Origin of the sequence: Micromonospora musae (genome assembly GCF_003626635.1) — a bacterium.
In the GTDB taxonomy this organism is placed as follows: Bacteria; Actinomycetota; Actinomycetes; order Mycobacteriales; family Micromonosporaceae; genus Micromonospora; species Micromonospora musae.
Genome location: NZ_RAZT01000009.1, coordinates 274194 through 292770 on the forward strand (window position 1 = coordinate 274194; position 18577 = coordinate 292770).

The 18577-nt window shown below is 75.5% G+C and carries 15 protein-coding genes and 1 riboswitch; of the genes, 9 read left to right on the top strand and 6 right to left on the bottom strand.

Going from position 1 to position 18577, the window contains the following annotated elements:
- Nucleotides 1–164 precede the first annotated feature (164 nt).
- Nucleotides 165–893: an HD domain-containing protein gene (locus tag D7044_RS19595; RefSeq protein WP_120682066.1), complete on the bottom strand. Its 729-nt coding sequence runs from the start codon at nucleotides 891–893 to the stop codon at nucleotides 165–167.
- 315 nt (nucleotides 894–1208) lie between these two features.
- On the opposite strand from D7044_RS19595, the gene D7044_RS19600 reads away from it, so the two are divergent.
- A complete protein-coding gene (locus D7044_RS19600) occupies nucleotides 1209–1637 on the top strand; it encodes an NUDIX domain-containing protein (protein WP_120689788.1) in 429 nt (142 codons plus the stop codon).
- A gap of 361 nt (nucleotides 1638–1998) precedes the next feature.
- The gene (locus D7044_RS19605; RefSeq protein WP_233565049.1) at nucleotides 1999–3123 is read left to right on the top strand and encodes an FUSC family protein; all 1125 of its coding nucleotides are present in this window, start codon (nucleotides 1999–2001) and stop codon (nucleotides 3121–3123) included.
- 193 nt (nucleotides 3124–3316) lie between these two features.
- Here the strand turns inward: D7044_RS19605 and D7044_RS19610 are convergent, their stop codons facing one another.
- Entirely contained in the window at nucleotides 3317–4030 is a 714-nt protein-coding gene (locus tag D7044_RS19610) for an alpha/beta hydrolase (RefSeq protein ID WP_233563449.1), read from the bottom strand.
- A gap of 235 nt (nucleotides 4031–4265) precedes the next feature.
- Between D7044_RS19610 and D7044_RS19615 the strand changes: the two genes are divergently transcribed.
- Together D7044_RS19615 and D7044_RS19620 are read left to right on the top strand one after the other, a co-directional pair.
- Nucleotides 4266–5549, top strand: a complete 1284-nt coding sequence (locus D7044_RS19615) for an MFS transporter (RefSeq protein ID WP_120682070.1) — start codon at nucleotides 4266–4268, stop codon at nucleotides 5547–5549.
- A 73-nt stretch (nucleotides 5550–5622) separates the two neighbouring features.
- On the top strand, nucleotides 5623–6519 hold the full coding sequence (locus D7044_RS19620) for an aldo/keto reductase (RefSeq protein WP_120689789.1): 897 nt from the start codon (nucleotides 5623–5625) through the stop codon (nucleotides 6517–6519).
- Between the two features lie 442 nt (nucleotides 6520–6961).
- Here the strand turns inward: D7044_RS19620 and D7044_RS19625 are convergent, their stop codons facing one another.
- Nucleotides 6962–7645 (bottom strand): hypothetical protein, encoded by a 684-nt coding sequence (locus tag D7044_RS19625; RefSeq protein ID WP_120689790.1) that lies wholly within the window; start codon nucleotides 7643–7645, stop codon nucleotides 6962–6964.
- Nucleotides 7646–7750: 105 nt separating this feature from the next.
- On the opposite strand from D7044_RS19625, the gene D7044_RS19630 reads away from it, so the two are divergent.
- On the top strand, nucleotides 7751–8086 hold the full coding sequence (locus D7044_RS19630) for a hypothetical protein (RefSeq protein WP_120682076.1): 336 nt from the start codon (nucleotides 7751–7753) through the stop codon (nucleotides 8084–8086).
- Nucleotides 8087–8114: 28 nt separating this feature from the next.
- Here D7044_RS19630 and D7044_RS19635 read toward each other — a convergent pair whose 3' ends face one another.
- Complete coding sequence (locus D7044_RS19635; protein WP_233563450.1) at nucleotides 8115–8849, bottom strand: MBL fold metallo-hydrolase; 735 nt, start codon at nucleotides 8847–8849, stop codon at nucleotides 8115–8117.
- Nucleotides 8850–9116: 267 nt separating this feature from the next.
- Nucleotides 9117–9289: riboswitch (cobalamin riboswitch) on the top strand.
- A 316-nt stretch (nucleotides 9290–9605) separates the two neighbouring features.
- Here D7044_RS19635 and cobN point away from each other — a divergent pair.
- The 4 genes from cobN to D7044_RS19655 are packed head-to-tail and all read left to right on the top strand — an operon-like array spanning nucleotide 9606 to nucleotide 17525.
- Entirely contained in the window at nucleotides 9606–13274 is a 3669-nt protein-coding gene (gene cobN / locus D7044_RS19640) for a cobaltochelatase subunit CobN (RefSeq protein ID WP_120689791.1), read from the top strand.
- A 29-nt stretch (nucleotides 13275–13303) separates the two neighbouring features.
- On the top strand, nucleotides 13304–15502 hold the full coding sequence (locus D7044_RS19645) for a VWA domain-containing protein (protein ID WP_120689863.1): 2199 nt from the start codon (nucleotides 13304–13306) through the stop codon (nucleotides 15500–15502).
- On the top strand, nucleotides 15502–16113 hold the full coding sequence (gene cobO / locus D7044_RS19650) for a cob(I)yrinic acid a,c-diamide adenosyltransferase (RefSeq protein ID WP_120682080.1): 612 nt from the start codon (nucleotides 15502–15504) through the stop codon (nucleotides 16111–16113). Before D7044_RS19645 ends, cobO begins: the two co-directional genes overlap by 1 nt.
- A complete protein-coding gene (locus tag D7044_RS19655) occupies nucleotides 16113–17525 on the top strand; it encodes a cobyrinate a,c-diamide synthase (RefSeq protein ID WP_120682438.1) in 1413 nt (470 codons plus the stop codon). Before cobO ends, D7044_RS19655 begins: the two co-directional genes overlap by 1 nt.
- A 187-nt stretch (nucleotides 17526–17712) precedes the next feature.
- Here the strand turns inward: D7044_RS19655 and crcB are convergent, their stop codons facing one another.
- A complete protein-coding gene (crcB, locus tag D7044_RS19660) occupies nucleotides 17713–18075 on the bottom strand; it encodes a fluoride efflux transporter CrcB (RefSeq protein WP_120682440.1) in 363 nt (120 codons plus the stop codon).
- Nucleotides 18072–18545: a fluoride efflux transporter FluC gene (locus tag D7044_RS19665; RefSeq protein ID WP_120689792.1), complete on the bottom strand. Its 474-nt coding sequence runs from the start codon at nucleotides 18543–18545 to the stop codon at nucleotides 18072–18074. Before D7044_RS19665 ends, crcB begins: the two co-directional genes overlap by 4 nt.
- Nucleotides 18546–18577 lie beyond the last annotated feature (32 nt).

An 18577-nucleotide genomic window follows, 5' to 3' on the forward strand; every position in this document is an offset into this window, starting at 1 on the left:
GCCGTGCGGTGCCCCGACCGCCGTGGCGCGCGGTTGATCCGCTCGGGATCGTTGATGTCGGGGTGTCCCGCCGCTTCGGACACCCCGACATCAAGGAAGGCGAGTCGATCACGCGGCCGGGAGCGGATCGGGGCGGCAGCCGCCCGGCCGGGCGGAGCGGGTGCTCAGTGGTGGTGGGCGGGCTGGTCCAGGATGGCGCTGAACCGCTCCTCGGCCAGGTCGAGCTGGCCCAGGATGTGCCGCTTCACCTCGGCTGACAGGGGCGTGTCGGGCCGGGTGACCAACTCCCGGTAGACCGGGACCAGTGGACGGTACTTGCGGGCGGAGGACTCCACCTTTGGCCCCACCGTGTGGATCACACCCACCCCGTTGTCGGTGAAGTCCGACACCTTGATCACCCGTGCCCAGGGTTCCCGGTCGAGGCTCGCGGCGACGTGCTCGCGGTACTGCTCGTTGCGGTCGCGGCTCGGGTCGTACCGCGGATTGGTGACCGCGGCCACCAGGCGCGCGACCCGTGGCCCGAAGCGGGCGGCGAGCGTGGCCAGCGCCGCCGGAGTCGGATCCTCGCCGCCGGCGTCGCCGGCCAGCTCGGCCGGATGGTCCTCGACCGCGTCGTGCAGCAGCCCGGCGACGATCACGTCCACGTCCCGCACCTGGTAGTGGTGCATCAGCCGGATCGCCACCCGCAGCAGGTGGTTCAGGTACGGCTCGCGGACCCGGCGGTCATCGCGGTGCAGCTCGGCGGCGAGATCGAGCGCGGCGGTCAACCGTTCCCGGGCGGTCTCGTCGAACGACTGGATCTCCAACCGGAAGCGCTCCAGCAGCCCCGGTTCGCCGTGGATCTCGGTGATCGCGTGCATCGGCATGCTGGCCAGGTACGGCGGGAAATCCATGCGTCACTTATAGCCGATCATCACGCCGCGGTCCGCCCCGCACCGCCGGGGCGGGTGGTCGCCGCGACACGGTCGCCGGCAGCCGTGGCTGGAGACGGACGGCCCCGGTACGGCGTCACCACCCGCGGCGCGCCCGCCGTACGGCGTCGCTGCCCACGACGTGGCCGCCCACGACGCCACCGCGCACGGCGCGCCCGCCCACGGCGCGCCCGCTCGGCGACCCGGGCGCGGCACGTCGTCGACGCCCCGGATGCCCAGGAGCCGCTGCGGCCCGACGCCGGTGAACGTTTCCGGACGCCGCACTAGGCTCGCCAGATGATCACGATTTCCTGCGTGCTGCTCGTCGACCGAGACGGGCGGCTGCTGATGCAGCTGCGCGACGGCAACGCCGCGTACCACCCGAACGTGTGGGGCCTGCCCGGCGGGCACGCCGAGGCGGGCGAGACCCCGGAAGAGACCGCCGAGCGGGAGCTGTGGGAGGAGACGGGGCTCCGCGCCGAGCAGGGGCTGCACCACTTCGCCCAGCAGGAGCTGCCCGAGGTCGACCGGGTCAAGCACTACTTCTGCGCCGCCACCCGGGCCCGGCAGGAGGACGTCGTGCTCGGCGAGGGCGCCGCGATCGTCTTCGTGCCCGCCGCAGAACTGCTCGACGGACGGCCGTACACCCCCGGCACCGTCGAGGTGCTGACCCGGTTTCTCGCCTCGCCGGAGCACGCCCGCCTGACGGCCGTCGCCGCCGGCTGAGCTGGCGCCCGCGCTCTTCGGCCACGTCGCCGTGGACGCGCAGGACGAGGCCCTGCCGCCACCGGTCGCCCGCCTGCGTCGGGCCCCGCGTCGGCTGGGTCTCGCGTCGGCTGGGCTACGCGTCGGTCGGGCTCCGGGTCGGCTGGGCTACGCGTCGGTCGGGCTCCGGGGTCGGCTGGCCTACGCGTCGGTCGGGCTCCGGGGTCGGCTGGCCTCCGCGTCGGTCGGGTCCCGTCGGTCGGGTCCCGCGTCGGCCGGGCCGGGCCTCGCATGCCATGGGCCGGGCGCCGGGGCCCGCCGGGCCGGTGGGCAATCGCCGCCCGGTTGGTGGACGATCGGGTGTCGGCGTTCGAGGAGGGTGATGATCCGGATGGGCTGGTTGCGGGTGGCCGCCGGGCGGCTGCGCCACGGCTGGCGCCCGGTGCTGGAGGCGACGCTGGCCGCCACGGTCGCCTGGATTCTCGCCACCCGGCTGCTCGGGCACCCGGAGCCGTTCTTCGCCCCCGCGGCCGCGCTGATCGTTCTCGGTCAGGCCCGGGGGCAGCGACTTCGCCGGGCCGTCGAGGTGGTGCTCGGGGTGGCCGGCGGGGTGCTCGTCGCCGACGTGGTGATCCAGGGGCTGGGCCGGGGCAGCACCGGGACCGTCTTCACCGTCATCCTGCTGACCGTCGTGCTCGCCGCGGCGGTCGGTGCGACCGGGGTGAGCCTGGTGCAGGCCGCCGTCTCCGCCCTCTACCTGGTCGTCGTCGCTCCGCCGACCGAGGGGCTCGTTCCGTTCCGGTTCGTCGACGCGCTGGTCGGCGGCGGGATCGCGCTCGCCGCCAGCCAGCTGATCGACGCCCGCCGCCCGCTGGCCCCGCTGGTCGCCGAGGTCCGTGGCACGTTCGACGAGCTGGCCGCGCTGCTCACCGACATCGCCGACGCGCTGGACCGGCACGACGAGCCGGCGGCGCGGGGCGCGCTGGGCCACGCCCGCGAGATGGACGCCCGGGTGGACCGGCTGCGCGAAGGGGTGCTCGCCGCCGGCGAGGCGCTCTGGCTGAACCTGCGCCGGCGTCGGCACCTCGGCCGGTTGCGTTCGGTGGACAGCTCGATCCGGCAGATCGACTACGCGGTACGCAACGTCCGGGTGCTCGCCCGGGCCGGGGTCACGCTCAGCCGCCAGCCCACGCCGGTACCCGCCGAGCTGGGCGTGGCGCTGCGCTCGCTGGCGGACGCGGTCCGCGCTGCCGGGGAGGCGCTCGCCGCCGACCTGGAGGGGCGCGACGAGGTCGCTGACGGGCACGCGGCGCGGGCCGACCTGGCGGCGCTCGCCGCCGTTCGCACCGCCGGCGCCCTCTTCACCCCGGGCCGGTCCCTGCCCATCGTCATGATCATCGGTCAGATTCGGGCGACCGCCATCGACCTGCTTCGTGGCGTCAGCGCCGACGACGAGCGGACCGTCCTCGGCCGCGTCGACCAGGCCACCGGCCTCCCCCCGCTCTAACCCCACCCCACCCCACCCCCCGCCTGCGCCGTCCCGCCGGCCCCCGACCCGCCGGCCCCCGCCGCCTCGTTCACGGAAAGAGTGGTCATTCCTTCGGGAATGACCACTCTTTCCGGGTATTTGTGGGCGTGGGCGAGAGCGGGGGCGAGGGCGGGGGCGGGGTGCGCCGACGAGGTGGGCGGGAGCCTCTTGGTCAACTCTTCTGGCGGCGGGTGGTGAGCCAGTCGGCGGCGGCGGCGCGGATCTCCTCGGGGACCTCGTGGCCGCCGGGAAACTCCTGGTACATCACGTCGTAGCCGAGTTCGTGCAGGCGGGGGACGAGCCGGCGGCTGCACACGTCCACCGGCAGCACCCGGTCGTCGACACCGTGCGAGACGAAGACCTGCGGATGGCCATGCGTCATCAGCGGCGCGGAGAAGCCGGGGGAGAAGGCCACCACGCCGTCGACCAGGTCGCCGTTGGTCAGCCCGAGCGAGAGGGCGTACGACGCGCCGTCGGAGAAGCCGCCGAGCACCACTTCCCGGACCGGGTAACCGGCGAAGGTCGACTTCAGCAGGCCGTCGATGCGGCGTACGTCGGTCCCGAACCCCTCGACGATGAGGTCCCAGCTGGTCGCCGCCGCCTGCGGGGCCAGTAGCAGCAGGTGGTGCGTGTCCGCGACGGGGAGCAGCAGGTCCAGTCCCTGGCGTGCCGACCCGCCCGCCCCGTGCAGCAGCACCACCAGCCGGTACGGCCGATCCTCGGACGGCGCCGGGGCGTACAGCAGGGCGAGCAGCCCGCCGTCGGCGTCGGTCATCGGCACCAGGCCGGCGGTGGCCGGACCGACCGGCAGGCCGGGGCGGGCGGTGAGCCGCCCGTGCCGGTGGTTCTCCTCCGGCTGCCGGTGCGGCGGCGCGGGTTCGGACACGGGTCACTGCTCCTCGCTGTCGGCCGATGTGCGCGGCGGTTACCCGTCGAGCCACCGGTTAACCGTTCGCCGCGGCGCTCCCCGCCTCGTCGCCCGCGCGGCCGCCGGGTCGCGGCGATCATGGGGATTCCCGCGGAGTGTGACGGGCGATACGGTCGGAACCGGCTTGTGGTGAGAACGCTCTCAGGTGTCCGATCGAGCCACCGCCGTCTTGAGGGAAGGAAACAGAGACCCCGTGAGTGCCACCACCGCGTCCCCCGCCGACCCGGCGACCACGCCGGCCGTGCCCCGGGCGGTGCGGGTCGCCCGCAACGGCGTGGCCGTCGTGTTCACCCTCAACGGACTCGCCGTGGCCACCTGGTTCTCCCGGGTGCCGGCCGCCCGCGAGGCACTGGAGCTCAGCGCCGGGCGGCTCGGTCTGCTGCTGCTCGCCATGTCGGCCGGCGCGCTGGTCGCCATGCCCACCGCCGGCCTGGTGACGCAGCGGCTCGGCACCGCCCGATCGGTACGGCTGGCCACCCTCGTGGTGGCGCTCGGCCTGGCCTGGGCGGGGCTGGCCGCCGGCCTGACCGGTTCGGCGATCGCCGTGGCGGTCGGCCTCTTCGCCTTCGGCTACGGCTCCGGCAGCTGCGACGTCGCCATGAACGTCGAGGGCGCGGCGGTCGAGCGGCGGCTGGGTCGCACGATCATGCCCCGCTTCCACGCCGCCTGGAGCCTCGGTTCGGTGACCGGGGCGGGCCTGGGCGCCGGCGCGGCGCGGCTCGACGTTCCGGTCGGCGCGCACCTCGCCGTGATCGCCGCGCTGGTGCTGGCCGGCACGCTCTACGGCGCGAAGCTCTTCCTGTCGGCGGCGGAGACCGGGGTCGGCACCGCGACGCAGGCCGGCTCGGCGTCGCGGCGGGGCGCCCTGCTCGCCGTGTGGCGGGAGCCGCGAACCCTGCTGATCGGCCTGCTGGTGCTGGTCATGGCGTTCACCGAGGGCAGCGCCAACGACTGGCTCGCGGTCGCCTTCGTGGACGGTCACGACCTCAGCGAGGCGGCCGGCGCGGCGGTCTTCGGCGTCTTCGTGGCGGGCATGACGCTCGGGCGTACCGCCGGCACGATCGCCCTCGACCGGTGGGGCCGCGTCCGGGTTCTCGTCGCGACGATCCTGCTCGCGGCGGGCGGCGCCACCCTGGCGATCCTGGCCGGCTCGGGTCCGGTCGCCATCGTCGGGGTCGCGCTCTGGGGGATCGGCGCGTCGCTCGGCTTCCCGGTCGGCATGAGCGCCGCCGCGGACGAGGAGGAGAAGGCGGCCGTACGGGTCAGCGTGGTCGCGGTGATCGGCTACACGGCGTTCCTCGCCGGCCCGCCGCTGCTCGGCATGCTCGGCGACCGGGTCGGCATCCTGCACGCCCTGCTCGTGGTGCCGCTGCTGCTGGTGCCGGCGCTGGCGCTGGTGCCGGTGATGCGCCCGCCCCACCCCGCCGACACCGGTCCCACCGGCCAGGGGCACGGGCCTTCAGGAGATCAAACCTAGCCGCAATCGCCCCCGGGCGGTATCGGGCACGCGGCCGACTGCGCCGGGTGCCCGAGCTGGCTACCGTCGCCGGATGCCTATCGACGAGATCACCGCCACCGCCGCGGGCACCTGGACGCTGGGAAATCAGACCGTCAACCGGATGGGCTTCGGCTCCATGCGGTTGACCGCCGACCCGGACCCGGCGCGGGCGCTCGCCGTCCTGCGCCGGGCGGTGGAGCTGGGCGTCAACCACATCGACACCGCCGCCTTCTACGTCTCGCCCGGCGGCACGCTGGGCGTCGGCACGGGAGCGGCCCGCTACGCCACCGAGCTGATCCGCGCGGCGCTCGCCCCGTACCCCGAGGAGCTGCTGATCGCCACCAAGGTCGGCCCGGGGTACGACCCGGAGAGCGGCTTCACCGAGGCGCTCACCCCGGCCCAGCTGCGCGCCCAGGTCGAGGAGAACCTGCGCCGGCTCGGTCGCGATCACCTCGACCTGGTGAACCTGCGGCTCTATCGCCGACCGAGCCCGGTCCCGCTGGCCGACCGCTTCGGCACCCTCGCCGAGCTGCGCGCCGCCGGGCTGATCCGGCACCTGGGGCTCTCCAACGCCCGCCCGGAGCAGCTCGACGAGGCACGGGACATCGCGCCGGTCGTCTGCGTGCAGAACTCGTACGGTGTGGACGCGTACCGGGAGGACGACGAGTTCGTCCGGCTCTGCGGCGAGCAGGGCATACCGTACGTGCCGTTCTTCGCGCTCGCCGGCACGCGCCGGGAGGCGGGGGCGGCGGCCGAGGAGAACCCGGCGGTGGACGCCGTGGCCCGCGCCCACGGCGTCACCTCGCATCAGGTGCGGCTGGCCTGGACCCTGCACCGGGGCCCGCACGTGCTCGCCATCCCCGGCACCGGCGACCCGGGGCACCTGGTGGCGAACGTCGCCGCGGCCGGGCTGCGGCTCAGCGCGGAGGACCTGGCCCGGCTCGGCTGATCACGGCGGCCCGGCCGAGCGCGACGGCCCGGCTGAGCCCGACGGCCCGGCCGAGCACGACCACTCGACTGAGCCCGGCGGCCTGCTTCGGTTCGGCGCACCGGAGGTCCGGCCCGCTTCGGCTCGGGCGCACCGGAGGCCCGGAACGTCCGCGAGTGCCGGCGCTGCGATGTGGGACGCCGGCGAGGTCGACCGTGTTCGGACCGAGGATGCCCGCGAGCGTGATGCCTGAGAGGCATATTGATACCTCTCAGGCATCACAGTCGTGCGGATCAGCGTCGACCGCGCCAAGCTCGTCGAACCGGGGGTGTCGGCGGCGCGGCGATCGTCGAACCGGGGGTTTCTGCAGCGCCGGGTTCGTCGGCCGGTGTGTCGGCCGTGCCGGGCTCGTCGGGCCGGGGTGTCGGCGGCGTCGGGTTCGTCGGGCCGCGGCCGGCGCGGGTCAGTCGCGTACCCAGATCCGCAACGGCCCGGCGGTGGTGAAGCCGGCCCGCAACGCGGGGGCGAGGTCGACTCCGGATTCGTACCCCACCAGGGCGGCTCCGGCCGCGGCGGCGGGGATCCCGGCCCAGATCGGTGTCGCGTCACCGTCGACGGCGAAGACGTTGGAGACGCCGGTCAGTGGGCCGCCGCGGTTGAGCACCGCGCCGCCGGTCAGCGCGCCGTCGGCCGCGTACCGGGCGAGCACCGTCACCCGCGGATCGGCCAGCAGCGCGGGGCGGAACAGCTCCCCTCCGCCGTGGACCGCCGCCCAGGCGGCCAACCCGTCCGGCGTGCGCACCGGAGTCAGTGGCCGCTCCACCTCACCCGCCGGATCGGTCGCCCGGTTCGTGGCCGGTTGGTGGATCCAGTCGGCGGTGAAGAGCACCCGGAAGCCGTACGGCCGCAGGTCCAGGTCGGCGAAGCTGTCCTTGACCGAGGCTCCCGGACCCGGGTCGATCCGGGCCAGCAGCGCGTCCGCGGAGACCCCGGGGCGAAGCGTGACGGCCTCCGGGTACCAGGGCGGGGAGCGGCGCGGCACCGACCAGGCGTCGGCGTCGGTAGCGCCGGGGAGGTCGTGGCACGCGCAGACGAGATCGCACCACTCGGCGTTGTTCCGCGCGGCCGACGCGCGCTCCCCGGACACCGCCCGACCCTAGCCCGTCGGTCCAGCGTGCTCCCATCGGGCTCGCAGGATATTGCCAGGTGACGGTGGTGAACTGGACGGAACGCGCACGGAGAGGAGCCGGGCATGGGCTGGTTCAACCGGCGGTCCCGATCCGCCGACGGGACCCCGACGAAGCTGGACCGGGAGGCGACCCGGGACGACCTCGCCGCGCTGGAGGCCTTCGTCACCAGCCGCCGGGGCGTCGAGTTCTACCTGGAGCCGGAGACCACCGCGACCGACACCACTGTGGTGGCGATCGCTTACGACGGGGAGTGGATCCGCCGCCGCACCGGTTCGCCCCGCGCCGCGGCGACCATCGCACGGCGGCACGCCGTTCCGCTCTACGAGGCCGGCCGCACCGGCTACCCGGAGCGGATGCGCGCCTGGAACCGGGCCCACCCCGAGCGTCGGGCCCGCTGACGCGCGAGCAGGCGCGCGTCGACGTCCCTCAGCCGGCCTCGGCCCGGGCCTGCGCGCGGGTCATCGGCGCGGAGTGGCTGGCGACGTACCAGTCGTAGTCGTCGTCGAGCAGCCGGCGGACCAGCCCGAGGTCGGGGCCGTCGTCCGGCTCGCGAAGGTGCGCCGGGGGCGGGTAGAAGGAGTCGCCGAGCAGCATGACGCCCGAGTCCGGCACCAGCACCACCGTCGAGTCCGGCGCGTGCCGGCCGCCGACATGGCGCAGCAGCACTCCGACCGGCAGCTCGTCGGCGTCGGTGAAGGTACGGGTCGGCGGCAACACCGCGAAGTCGTCCCACGAGTCCACCGCGAACGCGCGCGCCCGGAAACTCGGCGCGAGCCGAGGGTTCGCGCGGACCTGTTCGCGCAGGTAGCGGTGGCTCCACGGCCGGGCCGCCTCGGCCCGCAGCAGCTCCTGGCCGGTCACCTGCCCGACGATCTCCACGCCGGGCCAGGCGCAGGCGCCCCACACGTGGTCCCAGTGGTGATGCGTGTAGACGAGCCAGCGCGGTTCCGGCAGCCCCGCCGCGTGCAGCGCGGCCCGGATCTCTCGGGCGTGCGCCGGGCTCTGCCCCGCGTCGATGATCACACTGCCGCGCTCGTCGGCCACCACGGCGACGCCGGCCTGGACGGCCGCCGGGTCGGGATCGCCGGGGCAGAGCCAGACCCGTCCGGCGAGCTGATGGAACTGCATGCCGATGATGGCGACCTCCCCGGGATCGACCACGGGCGCTCGCCGAGGCCCGGTCGATCCTAGTTGTCGGGGCTCGTCATCCGTGTGCCGGCCAGCGGTTCAGCGCGATCGCGGGCGCCGGACGGCGGCCGTGGGCGTCGGCCGGGCAGGCCGGCGAGCGTAGCGCCGGGCGCGCCGATCGGATGGCCGCCGCGCACCAGGTCGGCGGGGCCCCGGACGATGCCCGGAATCGATCTGACTCGATGACATCGACGCTGATCAGCCGCCCGGGGCGGCGTTGACCGGCCGGGACGGGTGTGGCAGCATTCGCGGCCTGACGGCAGTGAAGGAAGCCGGTGCGATTCCGGCGCGGTCCCGCCACTGTCATCGGGGAGTGAGCCCTCCTTGCGAGTCACGACCGCGTGCGGTTGGAAGGCCGGGGGTGAGCGTCGATCCGGGAGCCAGGATACTTCGGCCGTCGGGATGTGACCCCAGGGCGTGGAGACCCGAGGAGGACCCGATGACGCACCGCGTCCACCGTGCCGGCGGCGATCGCCGTGACCGGCCCAATACCATCGGCGCGCCCGCGCCGCAGCGCGCCCGCCGCGCCACCCGACCCCGTACTGCCGCGCCGACCGGCCACACCGGAGCGCCGCCGGGCGGGCTCGACCCCGCCGGCTGACCCGTACGCCGACCGCCGCGCCAACCGCCGGCTCTGGCCGGCCGACCGCGCCCGCTGAACCCCGCGCCATCCACCCCTCAGCCCGACCGCCCCGACGGCGAGCCGGGCGTCACTCTCCGGAGCCATCCGTGCGTACCCTGCTGCTGTCCACCTCCGACACCGATCTGCTCGCCGCCCGGGCCAGCGGCGCGGACTACCGGCTGGCCAATCCGGTCCGCGTCGACGCCGAGGCCGTACCCGCGCTGCTCGACGGCGTGGACGTCGCCGTCGTACGGCTGCTCGGTGGCCGGCCGGCGTGGCCGGACGGACTGGCCGCGGTGCTCGCCTCCGGCGTGCCGACGGTCGTGCTCAGCGGCGAGTCGGCGCCCGACGCGGAGCTGATGGCGGCCTCCACGCTGCCCGCCGGGGTCGTCACGCAGGCCCTGGCGTACCTGGTCGAGGGCGGTCCGGAGAACCTCGCCCAGCTGACCCGGTTCCTCTCCGACACGGTGCTGCTCACCGGCGAGGGCTTCGCGCCGCCGGCGCCCACCCCCGCGTACGGCGTCCACGGTGACCGGGCGACCGATCCGGGTCGGCCGACCGTCGGCATCGTCTTCTACCGGGCGCACGCGCTCGCCGGCAACACCGCCTTCGTGGACACGCTCGCCAACGCGGTGGAGGCGGCCGGGGGCAACGCCCTGCCCGTCTACTGCGGATCGCTGCGCGGGCTGACCGCGGGCGCCGGTCCGCTGGAGCTGCTCGCCCGCTGCGACACGCTGCTGGTGACCGTGCTGGCGGCCGGCGGCGCGGTTGCCGCGGACGCCTCCGCGGGCGGCGACGAGGACACCTGGGACGTGGGGGCGCTCGCCGCGCTCGACGTGCCGGTGGTCCAGGCGCTGCTGCTGACCAGCACCCGCGAGCAGTGGGCCGACTCCGACGCCGGCCTCACCCCGCTGGACGCCGCCATGCAGGTGGCCGTCCCGGAGTTCGACGGCCGGATCATCACCGTGCCCTTCTCGTTCAAGAAGATCGACGCCGACGGTCTCTCCGTCTACGCCGCCGACCCGGAACGCGCCGCCCGGGTCGCCGGCATCGCGGTGCGGCAGGCCCGGCTGCGTGGGCTCCCCAACGCCGACAAGCGCCTCGCGATCGTGCTCAGCTCGTACCCGACGAAGCACTCCCGGGTCGGCAACGCCGTCGGCCTGGACACCCCCGCCTCGGCGGTGCGGCTCTTCGCCGCGCTGGCCGAGGCCGGGTACGACCTCGGCTCCACGCCGCCGCCCGACGACGGGGACGCCCTGATCCACGCCCTGATCGCCGCCGGTGGCCACGACGTCGAGTGGCTCACCCCCGAGCAGCTCGCCGCCGCCGAGGCTCGGGTGCCCGGCGAGGTCTACCGACGCTGGTTCGACGAGGTGCCGGCCGCGCTGCGCGAGCGGATGCGCGCGCACTGGGGCGAGCCGCCCGGTGAGCTGTACACCGACGGCGGTGACGTCGTGCTGGCCGGGCTGCGCTTCGGCAACGTGGCGCTGCTCATCCAGCCGCCGCGCGGCTTCGGCGAGAACCCCATCGCCATCTACCACGACCCGGACCTGCCGCCCAGCCACCACTACCTGGCCGCGTACCGGTGGCTCGCCGCCCGGCCCGAGGACGGCGGCTTCGGCGCCGACGCGGTGGTGCACCTCGGCAAGCACGGCACCCTCGAATGGCTGCCCGGCAAGGGCCTCGGGCTCGCCGCCGACTGCGCCCCCGACGCCGTCCTCGGCGACCTGCCGCTGGTCTACCCGTTCATCGTCAACGACCCCGGGGAGGGCACGCAGGCCAAGCGCCGCGCCCACGCGGTCGTCGTCGACCACCTGGTGCCGCCGATGGCGCGCGCCGAGACGTACGGCGACCTGGCGAAGCTGGAACAGCTGCTCGACGAGTACGCGACAGTGCAGGCCCTCGACCCGGCGAAGGTGCCGACCGTGCAGGCGCAGATCTGGGCGCTGGTGCGCTCCGCCGAGCTGCACCACGACCTGCACACCGAGCAGATGCCCGACGCCGAGGACTTCGACGACTTCGTGCTGCACCTCGACGGGTACCTCTGCGAGGTCAAGGACGTGCAGATCCGCGACGGCCTGCACGTGCTGGCCGCCGCGCCGGTCGGCGACGCCCGCGTCAACCTGGTCCTCGCCGTGCTGCGCGCCCCGCAGGTGTGGGGCGGCAGCCGGGCCCTGCCGGGGCTGCGGCAGGCGCTGGCCGCCGCGCACGGGCTGGACGAGGCGGCGTTGCTCGCCGCGCCGGGCGAGCGGCTCGCCGTTCCGGCCGAGCTGACCGAGGTCGTGGACGGGCCGGCGGTCACCGCCGCCGACGCGGTCGACCTCATCGAGGCCCTCGCGCGCCGGCTCGTCGTCGGCATGGAGACGCTCGGCTGGGACGCCGGGAAGGTCGACGCGGTGGTCGCCGAGGTCACCGGCCGGGAGCTGCCGGACGCGTCCGCGCTGCTGCGCTTCGCCGCCACCGAGCTGGTGCCCCGTCTCGACCGGACCACCGACGAGCTGGCGCACACCCTGGCCGCTCTGGACGGTCGGTTCGTGCCGCCCGGGCCGTCCGGCTCGCCGACCCGGGGGCTGGTCAACGTGCTGCCCACCGGCCGCAACTTCTACTCCGTCGACCCGAAGGCCATCCCCAGCCGCAACGCCTGGGACGTCGGGACGGCGCTCGCGGAGTCCCTGCTGGCGCGCCACCTCGCCGACACCGGCGAGTATCCGCGCTCGGTCGGGCTCACCGTCTGGGGCACCAGCGCCATGCGTACCCAGGGTGACGACATCGCCGAGGTCCTCGCGTTGATCGGCTGCCGCCCCACCTGGGACGACCGCTCCCGCCGGGTCACCGGCGTCGAGGTGGTGCCGCCGGCCGAACTGGGCCGCCCCCGGGTGGACGTCACCGTGCGGATCTCCGGCTTCTTCCGGGACGCCTTCCCGCACGTGGTCGCCCTGCTCGACGACGCGTTCCGGCAGGTCGCCGCCCTCGACGAGCCGCACGAGGAGAACTTCGTCCGGGCCCACGTCGCCGCCGACCTGGCCGAGCACGGCGACGAACGCCGGGCCACCGCGCGCATCTTCGGATCGAAGCCCGGGGCGTACGGGGCGGGGCTGCTGCCGCTCATCGACGCCCGGAACTGGCGCAGCGACGCCGACCTGGCCGAGGTGTACGCGGTCTGGGGCGGCTACGCGTACGGCCGGGGGCTGGACGGCCGGGAGGCGCGTGCCGACATGGAACGCTCCTTCGCCCGCATCGCGGTCGCCGTGAAGAACCAGGACACCCGCGAGCACGACATCGTCGACTCCGACGACTACTTCCAGTACCACGGCGGGATGGTCGCGATGGTGCGTCACCTCACCGGTGACGCGCCGGCCGCGTACGTCGGTGACTCGGCGATGCCGCACGACGTGCGCACCCGGACGTTGGGCGAGGAGACCCGCCGGGTGTTCCGCGCCCGCGTGGTGAACCCGAGGTGGATCGCCGCGATGCGCCGGCACGGCTACAAGGGCGCGTTCGAGCTGGCCGCCACGGTGGACTACCTCTTCGGCTACGACGCCACCGCCGGGGTGGTCGACGACTGGATGTACGAGAAGCTCGCGGCCGAGTACGTCTTCGACCCGACCACGCGGGACTTCCTCGCCGAGTCGAATCCGTGGGCGCTGCGGGGCATCACCGAGCGGCTGCTGGAGGCCGCCGACCGGGGTCTCTGGGCGGAGCCGGATCCGACGACCCTGGAGCGGCTGCGGGAGACGTACCTGATCAGCGAGGGTGACCTGGAGGACCGGGCGTGACCATCTTCCCGTTCAGCGCGGTGCTCGGCATGGACGACATGCGGCTCGCCCTGCTGCTCAACGCGGTCAGCCCGGCCATCGGCGGGGTGCTGGTGCGCGGCGAGAAGGGCACCGCCAAGTCGACGGCGGTACGGGCGCTCGCCGCCCTGCTGCCCCCGGTCGACCAGGTGGCCGGCTGCCGGTTCGGCTGTGACCCGGCGAACCCGGATCCGGCCTGCCCGGACGGCCCGCACCCGGCGCGCGCCGTGGCCGAGCGGCGCCCGGCGCGGCTGGTCGAGCTGCCCGTCGGCGCGGCTGAGGACCGGGTGGTCGGGTCACTGGACCTGGAGAAGGCGCTCGGCGAGGGCGTACGCGCCTTCGAGCCGGGTCTGCTCGCCGCCGCGCACCGCGGGGTGCTCTACGTCGACGAGGTCAACCTGCTCCACGACCACCTGGTCGACCTGCTGCTCGACGCCGCCGCGATGGGCCGCAGCCACGTGGAGCGGGAGGGCGTCTCGGTCAGTCACGCCGCCCGGTTCCTGCTGGTCGGCACGATGAACCCGGAGGAGGGGGAGCTGCGTCCGCAGCTGCTCGACCGGTTCGGGCTCACCGTCGAGGTCGGCGCGAGCCGGGAGCCGGCGGTCCGCGCCGAGGTCGTCCGCCGCCGGTTGGCCGCCGACGCCGACCCGGCCGGCTTCGCCGCCCGCTGGGCCGACGCGGACGCCGAGGTCGCCCGCCGGGTGGCCGGGGCGCGGCAGCGGGTCGCCGGGGTGCGCCTTCCGGACGCCGCGCTGCGGCAGATCGCCGAGGTCTGCGCCGCGTTCGACGTGGACGGCATGCGGGCCGACATCGTCACCGCGCGCACCGCCATCGCCCACGCCGCCTGGCACGGCCGGGACCAGGTCGGTGTCGAGGACGTACGGGTGGCCGCGCGGCTGGCGCTGCCGCACCGGCGACGCCGGGATCCGTTCGACACGCCGGGCCTGGATGAGAAGCGGCTCGACGAGGCGCTCGACCGCGCCGGTGCGGACGATCCCGACGACGACCCGCCGGGCGGTCCGTCCGACGGCGGCCCGGACGGCTCCGGCCCGAACGACGGCGGCCCGAACGGCGATGGTCCGAACGGCGGTGGCCCGAACGGCGGTGGCTCCGACGGGGGGCCGGACAGCGGCCCGTCGGGCGACGCGAACGGCCCGACCGGCAGGGACGTGCCCGGCCCGTCCGACGCGGCGCCGGAGACCGATGCCCGCCCCGACGGCGGGAACGACCCGTCGGCGCCGCAGCGGGCCCCGGCGGCGGGCCCCGGCCCGGCCGACGGCGGCGAGGGCGGCGGAGCCGACGAGTTCGTGGAACCCTCGGGGGGCGGCCCGGCTGCCGGCGGCCAGCCGGTGGCCGTACCCGTTCCGGGGCTCAAGGCCCGGCTGCTCACCGCGCCCGGTGTCGGCGACGGTGTTCCCGGCCGGCGCTCGCGGGCCCGCACCGGACGCGGGCGCACCACCGGGGCGCGGCTGCCGGCCGGTCGACCGGGCGCCCTGCACCTGCCGGCGACCCTGCGCGCCGCCGCCCCGCACCAGGTCGAGCGGGGCCGCCGGGACGGACCGCTCCGGCTGCGCCCGGCCGACCTGCGGGAGGCCGTCCGCGAGGGGCGTGAGGGCAACCTGGTGCTCTTCGTCGTCGACGCCAGCGGGTCGATGGGGGCCCGGCAGCGGATGTCCGCCGTCAAGGGGGCGGTGCTCGCGCTGCTGACCGACGCCTACCAGCGGCGCGACAAGGTCGCCGTGGTCACGTTCCGGGGCGCCGGCGCGCAGACCCTGCTGCCCGCCACCTCGTCGGTGCTCGCCGCCTCGGCGCGCCTCGCCGACCTGCCCACCGGCGGGCGTACGCCGCTCGCCGAGGGGCTGCTCTCCGCCGCCGAGCTGCTGCGGGTGGAGCGGCTGCGTGACCCGCGTCGCCGCCCGCTGGTGCTGGTGCTCACCGACGGACGGGCGACCAGCGGTACGCGCCCGCTGGAGCGGTCGGCCCGGGCGGCGGCGGTGCTCGCGGCGACCGGCGCGCCCTGCGTCGTCGTGGACTGTGAGTCCGGTTCCGTGCGCCTCGGCCTCGCCCAGCGCCTCGCCGCCCAGCTGGGCGCCGACCACCATCCGCTGGACCGGGTGGCCACCGACCCGCTCGTCGGCCTCGCCGCCACCCGTCCCGCCGCGCCGTACGCCCACACGTCGAACACCAGCCGTGCAAGGAGCGTCGCCTGATGCCGCAGGGAAAGCCGACCCACGTGCCCGCCGACGGGCTCACCACCCGGCAGCGCCGTAACCGTCCGCTGCTGCTCGTCCACACCGGACAGATGAAGGGCAAGTCGACGGCCGCGTTCGGCCTGGCGCTGCGGGCGTGGACCGCCGGTATGCCGATCGGGGTGTTCCAGTTCGTCAAGAGCGCCAAGTGGCGGGTGGGGGAGGAGAACGCCCTGCGCGCACTCGGCGAGCTGCACGAGCGTACCGGCCAGGGAGCGCCGGTGACCTGGCACAAGATGGGCGAGGGCTGGTCCTGGATCCAGCGCGGCGACCAGGCCGACCACGCCGCCGACGCCCTGGAGGGCTGGCGGCAGATCCAGCGCGACCTCGCCGAGGAGCGGTACAAGTTCTACGTGCTCGACGAGTTCACCTACCCGATGAAGTGGGGCTGGGTGGACGTCGACGAGGTGGTCGACACGCTCGCCGGCCGCCCGGGCTTCCAGCACGTCGTGATCACCGGCCGGGACGCCCACCCGCGGCTCGTCGAGGCGGCCGACCTGGTCGCCGAGCTGACCAAGATCAAGCACCCGATGGACGCCGGCCAGAAGGGCCAGAAGGGCATCGAGTGGTGATGCCCGACCCGGCCGCCCCGAAGCCGGGACCGGGCCGACCGGGCAGCCCGACGGGGCAGCCTGCGACGCCGTGGGCGCTGCCCCGGGTGGTGGTCGCCGCACCGGGCAGCGGGCACGGCAAGACCACCGTCGCCACCGGGCTGCTCGCCGCGCTGCGCCGCCGCGGCCTGGTGGTGAGCCCGCACAAGGTCGGTCCGGACTACATCGACCCCGGTTACCACGCGCTCGCGGCCGGCCGGCCGGGCCGCAACCTCGACCCCTGGCTGGTCGGCGAGGAGCGGATCGCGCCGCTGCTACGGCACGGGGCGAGCACGCCGACGCCGGCCGACGTCGCCGTGGTGGAGGGCGTTATGGGGCTGCACGACGGCGCGGTCGGCCGGCGCGGTTTCGCCTCCACCGCGCACGTCGCCCGGCTGATCGAGGCCCCGGTGCTGCTGGTGCTGGACACCACCGCCCAGGGCCGCTCGGCCGCCGCGCTGACGCTGGGCATGGCCGCCTTCGACCCGGCCGTGCGCATCGGCGGGGTGATCCTCAACCGGGTCGGCTCGCCCCGGCACGAGCGGCTGCTGCGCGACGCGCTCGCCGAGGTGGGCGTACCGGTGCTCGGGGCGGTCGCCCGGGCCACCGAGGTCGCCGCCCCGTCGCGGCACCTCGGGCTGGTGCCGGTCGCCGAGCGGGCACCGGAGTCCGTGGCCGTCGTCGACGCGTTGGCCGAGCTGGTGGCGGCCACAGTCGACCTCGACGCGGTACTGGAGCTGGCCGGTACCGCCCCGCCGCTGACCGCACCCGCCTGGGATCCGGCCGTCGCCGTCGGTGGCCCGACCGGGCTGCGTCCGGTGGTCGCGGTCGCCGGTGGTCCCGCCTTCACCTTCTCGTACGCCGAGACCACCGAGCTGCTCGTCGCGGCGGGGGCTCGCGTCGCCGTCTTCGATCCGCTGCACGACCCGGCGCTGCCCGCCGGTACCCGCGCGGTGGTGATCGGCGGCGGCTTCCCCGAGGCGTACGCGGAGCGTCTCGCCGCGAACACGTCGCTCCGCGCCGAGCTGGCCGACTTCTCCGGCCCGGTGGTCGCCGAGTGCGCCGGGCTGCTCTACCTCGGGCGCGCCCTGGACAGGGTGCCGATGTGCGGGCGGCTCGACCTCACCGCGCGGATGACCGGCCGGCTCACCCTCGGCTACCGCGCGGCGGTGGCCGCCACCGACTCGCCGCTCGCCGCGGCCGGCGAAGCGGTGCACGGGCACGAGTTCCACCGCACGGTCACCGACCCGGGGCACGGCGACCGGCCGGCGTGGCGCTGGGACGGCGCGGCGCACGGCTTCGTCGACGACCGTGTGCACGCCTCCTACCTGCACACCCACTGGGCAGGCCACCCCGAGACCGCCCGCCGCCTGATCCAAGCCGCAACCCCCTGACCCACCCTCACCCCACCCGACCCCCACCCGACGCCCACCCACCCGGCCCCCGCGCGCCTGCCTCGCCCGCGTCGATCATGAGGTTGACGGCGGAATCGGAGATCGAAGACTCCGTCAACCTCATGATCACCGGGGCGGACCGGGGGCGGGGGGCCGGGGGGCGGTGGGAGGGAGGGAGTGGGTGGGGTTAGGGGGTCAGGGCTTGGGTGAGGGCGTAGCCGGCGCTGGCGGCGGCCAGGCCTGCGGCGACGCTGCCCAGCGTGTTGGTCAGGGCGGGCAGTCGGCGGCCGGCCTGGGCCAGCCGCAGCGTCTCGTAGCTCAGCGTGGACCAGGTGGTGAACGCGCCGCAGAAGCCGGTGCCCAGCAGCGCGTTGATCGCGGGCGTGACCGGAAGCGCGACCAGGACGCCGAGCACCAGCGAACCCACCACGTTGACGGTCAGGGTGCCCCACGGAAAGGCCGAGCCGAACCGGGCCTGCACGGCCCGGTCGGCGAGGTAACGCAGCGGGGCGCCGACGGCCGCGCCGAGCGCGACGAGGAGCACGCTCACCGGCCCCTCCATTGCAGCAGCCGGCCGGTGAGGGTGTCACCGGTCCAGACCGCGAGCAGCGCCCCGACGACGGTGCCCACCAGGTAGGCGAGGGCGGTGCCCGGCGCCCCCACGACGAGCGCCTGGTGCACGTCCACCACGTAGGTGGAGAAGGTGGTGAAGCCGCCCAGCACGCCGACGCCGAGGAACGGCCGGGCCAGTGGTGGACCGCCGCCGGCCGCTCGCAGCACCGCCATCAGCACGCCGATGAGCAGGCAGCCGCCGAGGTTGATTCCGAAGGTCGCCCACGCGAAGGCGGCCGGGCCGTGCGGGAAGGCCGCCTGGAGGCCGGCGCGGGCCAGCGAGCCGAGCACCCCACCGGCGGCGACCGCGCCGAGCACCGCCGCGGGGTGCCGGATCACCTCCCGCCGGTCGCGCGGTGAGCGCAGGTCGACGTCGGGGTCGATCCGCTGCCGCGGCCGCTGCGTCACCCGCCACCCCTCCCGTTGCCGGACGTGTCCAC

Excerpts from the sequence above, each read along its gene's own strand:
- D7044_RS19595 (WP_120682066.1), bottom strand. The coding sequence starts at position 893 with ATGGATTTCCCGCCGTACCTGGCCAGCATGCCGATGCACGCGATCACC.
- D7044_RS19600 (WP_120689788.1), top strand. The coding sequence starts at position 1,209 with ATGATCACGATTTCCTGCGTGCTGCTCGTCGACCGAGACGGGCGGCTG.
- D7044_RS19605 (WP_233565049.1), top strand. The coding sequence starts at position 1,999 with ATGATCCGGATGGGCTGGTTGCGGGTGGCCGCCGGGCGGCTGCGCCAC.
- D7044_RS19620 (WP_120689789.1), top strand. The coding sequence starts at position 5,623 with ATGCCTATCGACGAGATCACCGCCACCGCCGCGGGCACCTGGACGCTG.
- D7044_RS19630 (WP_120682076.1), top strand. The coding sequence starts at position 7,751 with ATGGGCTGGTTCAACCGGCGGTCCCGATCCGCCGACGGGACCCCGACG.
- D7044_RS19645 (WP_120689863.1), top strand. The coding sequence starts at position 13,304 with ATGGACGACATGCGGCTCGCCCTGCTGCTCAACGCGGTCAGCCCGGCC.
- cobO (WP_120682080.1), top strand. The coding sequence starts at position 15,502 with ATGCCGCAGGGAAAGCCGACCCACGTGCCCGCCGACGGGCTCACCACC.
- D7044_RS19655 (WP_120682438.1), top strand. The coding sequence starts at position 16,113 with ATGCCCGACCCGGCCGCCCCGAAGCCGGGACCGGGCCGACCGGGCAGC.